The organism is Rhizohabitans arisaemae (assembly GCF_025996515.1).
Lineage (GTDB): Bacteria > Actinomycetota > Actinomycetes > Streptosporangiales > Streptosporangiaceae > Rhizohabitans > Rhizohabitans arisaemae.
In genome coordinates this window covers 777,906-791,637 of record NZ_BLRH01000009.1, presented here as the reverse complement: position 1 = coordinate 791,637, position 13,732 = coordinate 777,906, and the positions used below count along the sequence as shown (strand labels likewise).

The 13,732-nt window shown below is 68.5% G+C and carries 7 protein-coding genes; 5 read left to right on the top strand and 2 right to left on the bottom strand.

Going from position 1 to position 13,732, the window contains the following annotated elements:
• Positions 1 to 147: 147 nt before the first annotated feature.
• Together gltB and RUR_RS04300 are read left to right on the top strand one after the other, a co-directional pair.
• Complete coding sequence (gene gltB / locus RUR_RS04305; RefSeq protein ID WP_283133530.1) at positions 148 to 4,671, top strand: glutamate synthase large subunit; 4,524 nt, start codon at positions 148 to 150, stop codon at positions 4,669 to 4,671.
• A gap of 12 nt (positions 4,672 to 4,683) precedes the next feature.
• Entirely contained in the window at positions 4,684 to 6,174 is a 1,491-nt protein-coding gene (locus RUR_RS04300; RefSeq protein WP_283133529.1) for a glutamate synthase subunit beta, read from the top strand.
• A gap of 113 nt (positions 6,175 to 6,287) precedes the next feature.
• On the opposite strand, the gene RUR_RS04295 is transcribed toward RUR_RS04300, so the two are convergent.
• Both RUR_RS04295 and RUR_RS04290 read right to left on the bottom strand, forming a co-directional pair.
• Positions 6,288 to 6,695 carry a type II toxin-antitoxin system VapC family toxin gene (locus RUR_RS04295; protein ID WP_283133528.1) on the bottom strand — a complete coding sequence of 136 codons (408 nt, stop codon included), beginning with the start codon at positions 6,693 to 6,695 and terminating at the stop codon, positions 6,288 to 6,290.
• Positions 6,692 to 6,949 (bottom strand): hypothetical protein, encoded by a 258-nt coding sequence (locus RUR_RS04290; protein WP_283133527.1) that lies wholly within the window; start codon positions 6,947 to 6,949, stop codon positions 6,692 to 6,694. The genes RUR_RS04295 and RUR_RS04290 overlap by 4 nt, the downstream gene beginning before the upstream one ends.
• A gap of 116 nt (positions 6,950 to 7,065) precedes the next feature.
• On the opposite strand from RUR_RS04290, the gene pyk reads away from it, so the two are divergent.
• From pyk to rpoB, 3 genes are all read left to right on the top strand, one after another.
• A complete protein-coding gene (pyk, locus tag RUR_RS04285) occupies positions 7,066 to 8,526 on the top strand; it encodes a pyruvate kinase (protein ID WP_283133526.1) in 1,461 nt (486 codons plus the stop codon).
• Positions 8,527 to 9,546: 1,020 nt separating this feature from the next.
• Positions 9,547 to 9,936: a VOC family protein gene (locus RUR_RS04280; protein WP_283133525.1), complete on the top strand. Its 390-nt coding sequence runs from the start codon at positions 9,547 to 9,549 to the stop codon at positions 9,934 to 9,936.
• A 259-nt stretch (positions 9,937 to 10,195) separates the two neighbouring features.
• A complete protein-coding gene (gene rpoB / locus RUR_RS04275) occupies positions 10,196 to 13,651 on the top strand; it encodes a DNA-directed RNA polymerase subunit beta (protein WP_283133524.1) in 3,456 nt (1,151 codons plus the stop codon).
• Positions 13,652 to 13,732 lie beyond the last annotated feature (81 nt).

Genomic DNA, 13,732 nt, shown 5'->3' with positions numbered 1-13,732 from the left:
TCGCCGTTATGCAGGGTAAATGTAGTGAAACGCCCCCCAGCGGGCATAAGTCCAACGGTGAGGTAACCTCTACTCACCGAAAGGCAGCAGGGCCAATGTCGTCCCATCTGCGAGCACCACCGGCAGCAACGACGACAGGAGGGTTCCATGCCCGCTGCCCGTCATGGGCTACCTGCGCCGCAGGGCCTCTACCACCCCGACCGTGAACACGACGCGTGTGGCGTCGCCATGGTGGCCGATGTCGCGGGACGCCGCAGCCACGACATCGTCGAGAAGGCACTGACCGCGCTCAGAAACCTCGATCACCGTGGGGCCAAGGGAAGCGAACCGGACACCGGCGACGGAGCCGGCATCCTTACCCAGATTCCCGACGCCCTGCTCCGCGCCGTCACCGGCTTCCCGCTTCCGGAGCCCGGGACGTACGCCGTCGGCCTCGCCTTCCTCCCCGCCGACGGGCAGGCCCGGGGGATCGCGGAAAGCATGATCGAGGAGATCGCGGCCGAGGAGGGCGTCACCGTCCTCGGCTGGCGGGACGTCCCGCACGACCGGGCGCACGCCGGGCCCAGCGCCCGCGCCGTGATGCCGTCCTTCCGCCAGCTGTTCGTCACCGTGCCCGGCCGGAGCGGCCTCGAACTCGACCGGGAGGTCTACGCCTTCCGCAAGCGGGCCGAGCACGAGGCGGACGTGTACTTCGCCTCGCTCTCCAGCCGGACCCTGGTCTACAAGGGCATGCTGACCACGCCGCAGCTCGAGCCCTTCTTCCCCGACCTGTCCGACCCGCGGTTCCACACCGCCCTGGCGCTGGTGCACTCGCGGTTCTCGACCAACACGTTCCCGTCGTGGCCGCTGGCCCACCCGTACCGGTACATCGCCCACAACGGCGAGATCAACACGGTCCGGGGCAACCGGAACTGGATGCGCGCCCGGGAGGCGCTGCTGGAGAGCACGCTCATTCCCGGCGACCTGGTCGCGGGGGAACGCACCGACAAGCTGGAGCGGCTCTTCCCGATCTGCGACCCCGACGCCAGTGACACCGCCTCCTTCGACGAGGTGCTGGAGCTGCTCCACCTCTCCGGCCGCTCGCTCCCGCACGCGGTGCTGATGATGATCCCCGAGGCGTGGGAGAACCAGCCGGGGATGGACCCCGCGCTCCGCGCGTTCTACGAGTTCCACTCGACGCTGATGGAGGCGTGGGACGGCCCCGCGTCGATCAGCTTCACCGACGGGACGGTCGTCGGCGCGGTGCTGGACCGCAACGGCCTGCGGCCCGGGCGGTTCTGGGTGACCGCGGACGGGCTGGTCGTGCTGGCCAGCGAGGCGGGGGTGCTCGACCTCGACCCGGCCTCGGTGGTCCGCAAGGGACGCCTCCAGCCGGGCAAGATGTTCCTGGTCGACACCGCCCAAGGCAAGATCATCGAGGATGCGGAGATCAAGGCCGCGCTCGCGGCCGAGCACCCGTACGCCGACTGGCTCCACGCGGGCCTGGTCCGCTTCGAGGAGCTGCCCTCCCGCTCCCGCGAGCTCGTCACGCACGAGCAGCTGGTCAAGCGCCAGCAGACCTTCGGCTACACCGAGGAGGAGCTCCGCGTCATCCTCACGCCGATGGCCGCCACCGGCGCCGAACCGGTCGGCTCCATGGGCACCGACACCCCGGTCGCGGTGCTGAGCGAGCGGCCGAGGCTCCTGTTCGACTACTTCTCCCAGCTGTTCGCCCAGGTCACCAACCCGCCGCTCGACGCCATCCGGGAAGAGCTGGTCACCTCGCTGGCCTCCACGCTCGGCCCCGAGGGCAACCTGCTCGACCCGGGCCCGGCCTCCTGCCGGCAGCTGGTGCTGCCCTACCCGGTGATCGACAACGACGAGCTGGCCAAGCTCATCCACATCAACGACGAGGGCTCGCTGCCGGGCTTCCAGCCGTACACCGTCTCGGGTCTGTTCGACGTGGCCGGCGGCGGGGACGCGCTCCTGCTCCGGCTGGAGGAGATCCGCGAGGAGGTCTCGGCCGCCATCGCCGACGGGGCGAGGATCATCGTCCTCTCCGACCGCGACTCCTCCGCCTCTCGGGCGCCGATCCCCTCGCTGCTGCTGACCGGGGCCGTGCACCACCACCTGATCCAGGAGAAGACCCGGACCAGGGTGGGGCTCGTCATCGAGACCGGCGAGGCGCGCGAGTGCCACCACATGGCGCTGCTGATCGGGTACGGCGCCGGCGCGATCAACCCCTACCTGGCGCTGGAGACCGTCGAGGACCTCGGGTACGGCGCGAAGGGCATCCGGAACCTGATCAAGGCGTACGGCAAGGGCGTGCTCAAGGTCATGTCCAAGATGGGGGTCTCCACGGTGGCCTCCTACACCGGGGCGCAGATCTTCGAGGCCCTCGGACTCGGCCAGGAGGTCGTCGACGCGTGTTTCACCGGCACCACCTCGCGCCTGGGCGGCGTCGGCTTCGACGTGCTCGCCCGCGAGGTCGCCGAACGGCACCGTCTCGCCTACCCCCGGGTCGAGAACGCGCACCGGCGGCTGGAGATCGGCGGGGAGTACCAGTGGCGGCGCGAGGGCGAGCCGCACCTGTTCAACCCCGAGACCGTCTTCAAGCTGCAGCACGCCACCCGGACCAGGCGGTACGAGATCTTCAAGGAGTACACCTCGCTGGTGGACTCCCAGTCCGAGCGGCTGATGACCCTGCGCGGGCTCTTCACCCTCCGCGACGGGGCGCGCCCGCCGGTTCCGCTGGAGGAGGTCGAGCCGGTCGCCGAGATCGTGCGCAGGTTCTCCACCGGCGCGATGTCCTACGGGTCGATCTCCAAGGAGGCGCACGAGACGCTCGCCGTCGCGATGAACCGCCTCGGCGGCAAGTCCAACACCGGCGAGGGCGGGGAGGACGCCGAGCGCTTCCAGCCCGACGCCGGCGGCGACCTGCGCCGGAGCTCGATCAAGCAGGTGGCGTCCGGCCGGTTCGGGGTCACCTCCGAGTACCTGGTGAACGCCGACGACCTGCAGATCAAGATGGCCCAGGGGGCCAAGCCCGGTGAGGGCGGCCAGCTCCCCGGCCACAAGGTCTACCCGTGGATCGCCAAGACCCGGCACTCCACACCCGGCGTCGGGCTGATCTCGCCGCCGCCGCACCACGACATCTACTCGATCGAGGACCTGGCCCAGCTCATCCACGACCTGAAGAACGCCAACCCGGCCGCCCGGGTGCACGTCAAGCTGGTCGCCGAGGTGGGGGTCGGCACCGTGGCCGCCGGGGTCTCCAAGGCCCACGCCGACGTGGTGCTGATCTCGGGACACGACGGGGGTACGGGCGCCTCGCCGCTCACCTCCGTCAAGCACGCGGGCGCCCCGTGGGAGCTCGGCCTGGCCGAAACCCAGCAGACGCTCCTGCTCAACGGGCTCCGGGACCGGATCGTCGTCCAGGTCGACGGCCAGCTCAAGACCGGCCGCGACGTGGTGATCGCCGCACTGCTCGGCGCGGAGGAGTACGGCTTCGCCACGGCGCCGCTGGTGGTCAGCGGCTGCGTGATGATGCGGGTCTGCCACCTGGACACCTGCCCGGTGGGCGTGGCCACCCAGAACCCCGAACTGCGCAAGCGGTTCTCCGGCAAGCCGGAGTTCGTGGTCAACTTCTTCGAGTTCATCGCCGAGGAGGTCCGGGAGTACCTGGCCGCGCTGGGATTCCGCAGCCTGGACGAGGCGATCGGGCACGCCGAGTGCATCGACGTCCGCTCGGCGGAGGAGCACTGGAAGGCCGCCGGGCTCGACCTGTCGCCGATCCTGCACCTGCCCGAGCTGCCGGCGGGCACGCCGCTGCGCAAGACGGTCGACCAGGACCACGGGCTGGACCGGGCGCTGGACAACACCCTGATCCAGCTCGCCGAAGGGTCGATCGCCTACGGGACCCCGGTCCGGCTGGACCTGCCGATCCGCAACGTGAACCGGACGGTGGGCACGATGCTCGGCCACGCCGTCACCGCCAAGTGGGGCGGGGCCGGCCTGCCCGACGACACGATCGACATCTCCTTCACCGGCTCGGCGGGGAACTCCTTCGGCGCGTTCGTGCCGCGGGGGATCACGCTGCGGCTCACCGGGGACGTCAACGACTATCTCGGCAAGGGGCTGTCCGGCGGCCGCATCGCCGTACGCGCCCATCCCGAGGCCCCGCTGGAAGGCCACATCATCGCCGGGAACGTCGCGCTCTACGGCGCGACCTCCGGGGAGGCGTTCGTCCGCGGTGTCGCCGGGGAGCGGTTCTGCGTCCGCAACTCCGGGGCCACCGCGGTGGTGGAGGGCGTCGGGGACCACGGGTGCGAGTACATGACCGGCGGGCAGGCGGTCATCCTCGGGCCCACCGGCCGCAACCTCGCAGCCGGCATGTCCGGCGGCGTCGCCTATGTTCTGGATCTGGTGCCGGACCGGGTCAACCCCGAGATGGTGGAGATCGAATCGCTCGGCGCGGACGATCTCGCCGTGCTCAAGACCCTGGTGGAACGCCACCGGGCCGAGACCGGCTCGGTCGTCGCGCGGGCGCTGCTCGCCGACTGGAACCAGGCCGCCGGGCGATTCAGCAAGATCATGCCCCGGGACTACAAGCGGGTGCTCACCGCCCGCGCCGCCGCCGAGGCCGAAGGCCGCGACATCGACGAGGCCGTCATGGCCGCTTCCCAGGGATAGGAGGATCCGCAGATGGCCGACCCCAAGGGTTTTCTGAACCACGACCGCGAGCTGCCTCGGCGGCGCCCCGTCGACGTCCGGATCCGGGACTGGCGTGAGGTGTACGAGGAGTTCCCGCCCGCCCGCCTGGAGCGGCAGGCCTCCCGCTGCATGGACTGCGGCATCCCGTTCTGCCACAACGGCTGCCCGCTCGGGAACCTCATCCCCGAGTGGAACGACCTGGTCCACCGGGGCGACTGGCGGGAGGGGATCGAGCGGCTGCACGCGACGAACAACTTCCCCGAGTTCACCGGGCGGCTCTGCCCCGCGCCCTGTGAGGCCGCCTGCGTCCTCGGGATCAACTCCGACCCGGTGGCGATCAAGCGGGTCGAGGTCGAGATCATCGACCGGGCCTGGGCGGAGGGCTGGGTGACCCCCCGGCCTCCGGCGAAGGCGACCGGTCACCGGGTCGCGGTCGTCGGCTCGGGCCCCGCCGGGCTCGCCGCCGCGCAGCAGCTCACCCGGGCCGGGCACGAGGTCGTCGTGTACGAGCGGGCCGACCGGATCGGCGGCCTGCTCCGCTACGGGATCCCCGAGTTCAAGATGGAGAAGCGGCACCTGGACCGCCGGCTCGCCCAGATGCGGGCCGAGGGGACCGAGTTCCGCACCTCGGTGAACGTCGGCGTCGACGTCACCGCCGCCGACCTGACCCGGGACTACGACGCGGTGGTGCTGGCCGGTGGGGCGACCCGCCCCAACGACTTCCTGCGGGGTGCGCCGGGCCGCCACCTGGCGGGTGTCCACCAGGCGATGGACTACCTGCCCCGGGCCAACAAGGTCCAGGAGGGGGACCACGTCCCCGACCTGATCAGCGCCGCGGGCAAGCACGTGGTGGTCATCGGGGGCGGCGACACCGGGGCCGACTGCGTGGGTACGGCGGTGCGCCAGGGCGCGGCCTCGGTCACCCAGCTCGAACTCCTGCCCAGGCCTTCGGCGTTCCGGTCCAAGGAGTACCCCTGGCCGACCTACCCGATGCTGTTCAAGGTCGAGAGCGCGCACGAGGAGCTGCTCGGCGGGGAGCGGGACCGGGTCTACGGGGTCAACACCCTTGAGTTCCTCGGGGACGAGCAGGGCCGGGTCCGGGCGCTGCGCGTGGTCGACGTGCGGGGTCCGGAGACGCGCTTCGAGCCCGTGCCGGGGACCGAGCGGGAGATCCCGGCCGACCTGGTCACATTCGCGCTCGGCTTCGCCGGGCCGGAGCGGGAGGGCCTCCTGGAGGACCTCGCGACCCAGGCCGCCGACCCGGACTCCTTCTTCGACGCCCGGGGCAACGTCGCCCGGGACAAGTCGTACATGTCAGGAGTGCCGGGGGTGTTCGTCGCCGGGGACATCGGCCGGGGCCAGTCGCTGATCGTCTGGGCGATCGCCGAGGGCCGCTCCGCCGCCGCCGCGGTGGACCGCCACCTCACCGGCCACACCGCCCTGCCCGTCGCCATCCCCCCCACCGCCAGGTCATTGGCCTGACGGTCCCCGGCCACCTGGTCCGCTGTCGCGCACCGCAACGGCGCGGTGCGCGACGGCCCTGGTGCGCCGTCACCCGCGCAGCCCGTACGGCCGATCGGGGAGCTGTGGACCCGTCAGGGATGGAAACCTTCGAGGAGTCGGATCTCACAACGTGGTCCGGTTGATCGTGCGAGCTTTCCATCGGCGGTGATCAGCGCACAACCCAAGGCTTCGGCCGCCGCGACGTACGCGGCGTCGTAAGCTGTCAGGTTGCTGCGCAGGTCCCAGATCCTATGGAGGAGAGTCGACTCGTCCACTCGATCCACCACGATGTCACCGAGGGCCTTGATCGCCTCCTCCGCGACCGCCGGAGAGATCTTGTGACCGAGGAGGCGTCCTCTGACAACGGAGACGGTTTCGAGAAGAAGGTGGGATGGCGCGGCCCACCGGTGATCCGCAGCCAAGGCGGATCGGGCTTCTTCACCGACCGCACCGTTTCCCGTAAGGGCCTCCACCAAAGCTGAAGCATCAACGACAATCACGGGAGGTCTTCCCATGCGGCCTCGCGTTCAGCTCGTGCGGCTGCGAGCTCGGCTGCCGCTTCACCGGGCCGGGAGTCGTACTTTCCGGTGATCTGGCGGGCTCGGTCCAGCGCGGCGAGATTTCGTGCACGCCGGGCTTCGGTGGTGACCAGCTCCAGCAACAGCCCCTGAAGCGACATCCCACGCACTTTCGCGGTGTCGGCGAGGGCGTCTCTCACATCTTCCGGTACATCACGGATCTGCAGTGCAACCATGCATGCATTTTACATGTATGGGCGGCCGGGTGTCGGTGAAGTTGGGCACCCGGTTTTCTTCCGCAGGTCTGGTGGTCGTCACAATCAAGTGGTCTGTACCAATTAGGCTTGGGCGTGTGAGTCGTCGAGCGAAAATCGTATGCACCCTGGGCCCCGCCACCGCCTCTCCCGAGCGGATTCGTGAGCTGGTCGCCGCGGGGATGGACGTGGCGCGGATCAACCTCAGCCACGGTACGCACGAGCAGCACCGCGAGGTGTATGACCGGGTACGGGCCGCCGCCGCCGAGTTGGGGCGCGGGGTGGGCGTGCTCGCCGACCTCCAGGGCCCCAAGATCAGGGTCGGGAGGTTCGCCGAGGGGCCCGTCCGGCTGGGGTTCGGCGACGTCTTCACCGTGACGACGGAGGACGTGCCGGGGGACCGTCAGGAGGTCTCGACCACCTACGCGGGGCTGCCGGGAGACGTGAAGCCCGGCGACGGGATCCTGGTGGACGACGGCCGGGTCGCGCTCGAGGTCATCTCCGTGGACGGTCCGCGGGTGCGGACGCGGGTGGTCGTCGGGGGGATGATCTCCGACAACAAGGGTCTCAACCTGCCGGGGGTGGCCGTCTCGGTCCCCGCGCTGACCGAGAAGGACATCGCCGACCTGCGCTGGGCGCTGCGCACCGGGGTCGACATGGTCGCGCTCTCCTTCGTCCGGGCACCCGAGGACGCCGACCTCGCCTACGCGATCATGGAGGAGGAGGGTCTCCGGCTCCCGCTGCTGGCCAAGATCGAGAAGCCGCAGGCGGTGGACCTGCTGAAGGAGATCGTCGAGGCCTTCGACGGCATCATGATCGCCCGGGGTGACCTCGGCGTGGAGCTCCCGCTGGAGCGGGTCCCCCTGGTGCAGAAGCAGGCGATCCAGTATTGCCTGGAGAAGGCCCGGCCGGTCATCGTCGCCACCCAGATGCTGGAATCCATGGTCAGCGCGCCCCGGCCCACCCGGGCCGAAGCCTCCGACGTCGCCAACGCCGTGATCGACGGCGCCGACGCGGTCATGCTCTCCGGCGAGACCTCCGTGGGCGCGTACCCCGTCGAATCGGTCTCCACCATGGCCCGCATCGCCGCCACCGCGGAGGAGCTGAGCCTGCGCGCCACCCACACCCTGGAGCGGATGCCCGAGACCACGGGTGGGGCGATCGCGCGGGCCGCCGCCGAAGTGGGCGCCATCGTCAAGGCCAAGGCCCTCGTCGCCTTCACCATGACCGGCGAGACCGCGCGCCGCCTGGCCCGCTACCGGTCGCCGATCCCGCTGCTCGCGTTCACCAGCGAGCAGCACATCCGCTCCCAGCTCGCCCTCACCTGGGGCGTCGAAACCTTCCTCGTCCCGTTCGCGAACCACACCGACGAGATGGTCCGCCAGGTGGAGTCCGCGCTCCTGCACCTGGGCCGGCTGGAGAAAGGCGACAAGGTGGTCATCGTCGCCGGCTCGCCCCCCGGCACCGCCGGCTCCACCAACGCCCTCCGCGTCCACTGCATCGGCGACGCCGTCACCGGCCCCCGAGTCCCCCTGGAAGCCCCCCCGACCGCACACTGACCCGGTGTCTTTGGACCGGAGCATTCGCTAAGCCGAGATGCCTGAACCGGGCAGGCCCGAATTTCCGTAAGGGGTTCCCGAGTCCGGGTCGTAAGCACGGCTGGATCTTAGGTGCCCAAGGCGCTACGTTCGCACTTCTCGTGCCGCGGTCTTTGCGGCGCGAGAATGCGCGCGGCTGTTGGTGTCGGACGTTCTTTGTCCGGCTCCGACAGCCGCGGTCAATGTTAAAAAATACTGTTCTTGTAAGCGTGATCGTGCCTAGCGGGGTACTGCACGTCCGAGGTTGTCACCTGGACGTCTCTTTCTTGTCTGGCCGCTTTCCTTAGGCCGGGTAGGTCGGGAGTGCCTCTCGATAGGCGTAGGCTCAAGCGACGACAACGCACGTGGGGACCGTGTTAGGTGAGGTCGCCGTTGAGAGCCTGTATTTTTGGGCCGAGCCTTCGCTCGGCCGGCTCGAAACGCCGGTAACCCGCGTCTTCCCTCGTGATCTTGCGCCGCCGGCGCGACGCAAGATCGCTCAGTCCAGATCGCGGGGGCGTTTCGAGCGCGCACGTGCCCACCCCGGTAAGAACGATCCGAATATAGGGCCCAGCCCGTAAGCCCGAGTCTTCTTTCCGGCTCTCCGGGTCGATGTCGTAAGTGTGGCTGGATCTTAGGGCTGGTCAAGCTACGTCCGCACTTCTCGCGCCGCGTTTTTTGCGGGGCGAGAATGCGCGTGACGGTTCGTGCCGCGCGCTTTTTGTGCGGCATGAACCGTCACGGTCAATGTTAGAAAGTACTGTTCTTGTAAGCCTGGGTTCACTTACGGGGTGCCGCACGTCCAAGGTTGTCACCCAAACGGCTCTTCCCCGAACGACCGACCGACTTTCCGCTTTCCACCGGAAGTCGTGACGACCGCTTGGTGAATCTCCCGCTTTTCTTTCCTCCCGGTCGGCGGGACGCCAGCTTTTCGTCACGTCGTGCGAGAGCTCGGCCGCAGGGGGAATACTTCCGGTAAGGGTTCTATGGAGGTGTTCCGCCATGTCGATTGACCTGAACCACACCATTGTGCATGCCCGGGACCGTCAGGCTTCGGCGGAGTTCCTCGGCCGCATCCTGGGTCTTGAGGTCGGTGCGCCCTGGGGGCCGTTCATACCGCTGACCACCGGCAACGGTGTCACCTTGGACTACGCCACCGCCGAGGAGGAGACGATCGCGCCGCAGCACTACGCCTTCCTCGTGCCCGAGGACCAGTTCGACGTGATTCTCGCCCGGATCGAGCGGGCCGGGGTGACCTACTACGCCGATCACCGGTTCGAGCGTCCCGGCGAGATCAACCACAACGACGGCGGCCGCGGCGTGTACTTCCTGGACCCGGACGGTCACGCCATGGAGGTCATCACCCGTCCCTACGGCGCCGCCCCCTACTGATCAGAGGGGTGGCGGGCGGCCGCAGCCGGTCATCGCGTACCGCGACCGGAAGACGCGACCAGAAGAGTTGACGAGTCCACCTGGCTTGTGACACCATGGCCGTGGCACCGAGGTTGACAACCATAGTACTTGTTGACACTCGTTTCTAATTTGGCCTATGCTGCCCTCTCGTGCTACCTACTCGACGTCCCGGATTCCGTCCGGGGCGTTTGGCGTGCGCGCAGTTCGATTCCATCCGCGCTTTCCGGAAGGGCATCTGTTGGCAGCCTCACCCAACGCCTCCGCCGTACCCGCCGGTCCCCGTCGCGTCTCTTTCGCGCGTATCCAGGAGCCCCTCGAAGTTCCCGACCTACTTGCCCTGCAGACCGAGTCCTTTGATTGGCTGCTCGGAACCGGGAAGTGGAAGGCCCGGGTAGAGGCGGCTCGTCAGGCCGGGCGCAGGGACGTCCCCACCCAGTCGGGCCTTGAGGAGATCTTCGAGGAGATCAGTCCTATCGAGGACTTCTCCGGGACGATGTCGCTGTCGTTCCGCGACCACCGGTTCGAGCCGCCCAAGCACTCCGTCGAGGAGTGCAAAGACAAGGACATGACCTTCTCCGCCCCGATGTTCGTCACGGCGGAGTTCATCAACAACACCACCGGTGAGATCAAGAGCCAGACGGTGTTCATGGGGGATTTCCCGCTCATGACCCCGAAGGGCACCTTCATCGTCAACGGCACCGAGCGTGTCGTGGTCTCGCAGCTGGTCCGCTCGCCCGGTGTCTACTTCGACCGCAACATCGACAAGACATCGGACAAGGATCTGTACGGCTGCAAGGTCATCCCGTCTCGGGGTTCCTGGCTGGAGTTCGAGACCGACAAGCGCGACAGCGTCGGTGTGCGCGTCGACCGCAAGCGCAAGCAGCCTGTCACCGTGCTCCTCAAGGCGCTGGGCTGGACCGACGAACGGATCCTCGAACGGTTCGGCCGGTACGAGTCCATGCGGGCCACCTTGGAGAAGGACCACACGGTCGGTCAGGACGGCGCACTGCTGGACATCTACCGAAAGCTGCGGCCCGGTGAGCCGCCGACCAGGGAGTCGGCGCAGACCCTGCTGGAGAACCTCTACTTCAACCCCAAGCGCTACGACCTCGCCAAGGTCGGCCGCTACAAGATCAACAAAAAGCTCGGGGTCGACTCGGAGATCACCCAGGGCACCCTGACCGAGGACGACATCGTCTCGATGATCGAATACCTGGTCCGGTTGCACGCCGGCGAGGCTTCGACGGGTGAGGTCGTCGTGGAGGTCGACGACGTCGACCACTTCGGCAATCGCCGCGTACGCAGCGTCGGCGAGCTGATCCAGAACCAGGTCCGCCTCGGCCTGGCCCGCATGGAGCGCGTCGTGCGTGAGCGGATGACCACGCAGGACGTCGAGGCGATCACGCCGCAGACATTGATCAACATCCGCCCGGTGGTGGCGGCGATGAGGGAGTTCTTCGGCACCTCGCAGCTGTCGCAGTTCATGGACCAGACCAACCCGCTGGCCGGGCTGGCGCACAAGCGGCGGCTGAACGCGCTGGGCCCCGGCGGTCTGTCCCGTGAGCGGGCCGGCATGGAGGTGCGCGACGTGCACCCGTCGCACTACGGCCGGATGTGCCCGATCGAGTCCCCGGAAGGCCCGAACATCGGCCTCATCGGCTACCTCGCGTGCTTCGGCCGCCTCAACGCCTTCGGCTTCGTGGAGACCCCTTACCGCAAGGTCGCCGACGGCAAGGTGACCGACCGGGTCGACTACCTCACCGCCGACGAGGAGGATCGGTACGTCATCGCCCAGGCGAACTCGCCGCTCACGCAGGACGGCGGGTTCGCGGAGAGCGGCGTGCTGGTCCGGCGCAAGGGCGGCGAGTTCGAGTACGTGGGCTCCCACGAGGTCGACTACATGGATGTGTCGCCGCGCCAGATGGTGTCGGTGGCCACGGCGATGATCCCGTTCCTGGAGCACGACGACGCGAACCGGGCCTTGATGGGCGCGAACATGCAGCGCCAGTCGGTGCCGCTGCTCAAGAGCGAGGCGCCGCTGGTCGGCACCGGCATGGAGTACCGTGCCGCGAGCGACGCCGGGGACGTCATCAACGCGGAGAAGGCCGGTGTGGTCGAGGAGGTCTCGGCCGACTACATCACCGTGATGAACGACGACGGCACCCGCACCACCTATCGTGTCGCCAAGTTCAAACGATCCAACCAGGGCACCTGCTTCAACCAGAAGCCGATCGTCGCCGAGGGCGACCGGGTCGAGGTCGGGCAGGTGATCGCCGACGGCCCGTGCACCGACCAGGGTGAGATGGCCCTCGGCAAGAACCTCCTGGTGGCGTTCATGCCGTGGGAGGGCCACAACTACGAGGACGCGATCATCCTGTCCCAGCGGCTGGTCCAGGACGACGTCCTGTCCTCGATCCACATCGAGGAGTACGAGGTCGACGCCCGCGACACCAAGCTGGGCCCCGAGGAGATCACCCGCGACATCCCGAACGTCTCCGAGGAGGTCCTGGCGGACCTGGACGAGCGCGGGATCATCCGGATCGGCGCCGAGGTCGTCCCCGGGGACATCCTGGTCGGCAAGGTCACCCCCAAGGGCGAGACCGAGCTGACGCCGGAGGAGCGGCTGCTGCGCGCGATCTTCGGGGAGAAGGCCCGCGAGGTCCGCGACACCTCGCTCAAGGTGCCGCACGGCAAGCACGGCACGGTGATCGAGGTGCGGACGTTCACTCGTGAGGAGGGCGACGAACTCCCTCCGGGGGTCAACGAGCTCGTCCGTGTGCACGTGGCCCAGAAGCGTAAGATCACCGAGGGTGACAAGCTGGCCGGCCGGCACGGCAACAAGGGCGTCATCTCCAAGATCCTCCCGGTCGAGGACATGCCGTTCCTGGAGGACGGCACCCCGGTCGACATCATCCTCAACCCCCTCGGTGTCCCCGGCCGGATGAACGTCGGCCAGGTCCTGGAGACCCACCTCGGGTGGATCGCCGCAAGGGGCTGGGACATCTCGGGCGTCGAAGAGGCCTGGGCGGAGAGGCTGCGTGACAAGGGTTTCGAGAAGGTCGCGCCGCGTACCAACATGGCCACCCCGGTCTTCGACGGCGCCCACGAGGAGGAGATCGTCGGTCTGCTCGGCAACACCGTCCCCAACCGCGACGGGCACCGGATGGTGCGTCGGAGCGGTAAGGCGCACCTGTTCGACGGCCGCTCCGGCGAGCCGTTCAAGGACCCGATCGCGGTCGGCTACGTCTACATCCTCAAGCTGCTTCACCTCGTCGACGACAAGATCCACGCGCGGTCGACCGGCCCCTACTCCATGATCACTCAGCAGCCGCTCGGCGGGAAGGCCCAGTTCGGCGGCCAGCGATTCGGCGAGATGGAGGTGTGGGCCCTTGAGGCCTACGGCGCCGCCTACACCCTGCAGGAGCTGCTGACCACCAAGTCCGACGACGTCGTCGGCCGGGTGAAGGTCTACGAGGCCGTCGTCAAGGGCGAGAACATCCCCGAGCCGGGCATCCCTGAATCCTTCAAGGTGCTCATCAAGGAGATGCAGTCGCTCTGCCTCAACGTCGAGGTGCTCTCCGGCGACGGCATGTCCATCGAGATGCGCGACACCGACGAGGACGTGTTCCGCGCGGCGGAGGAACTCGGCATCGACCTGTCCCGGCGTGAGCCGAGCAGTGTCGAGGAAGTCTGACGGTCCCCACCAGGGGTGCCGCGCACAGCCCGTACCGAGGTCCGGAAAAGGGTACGGCCGATGGGGGTTGTGGGATGCAGC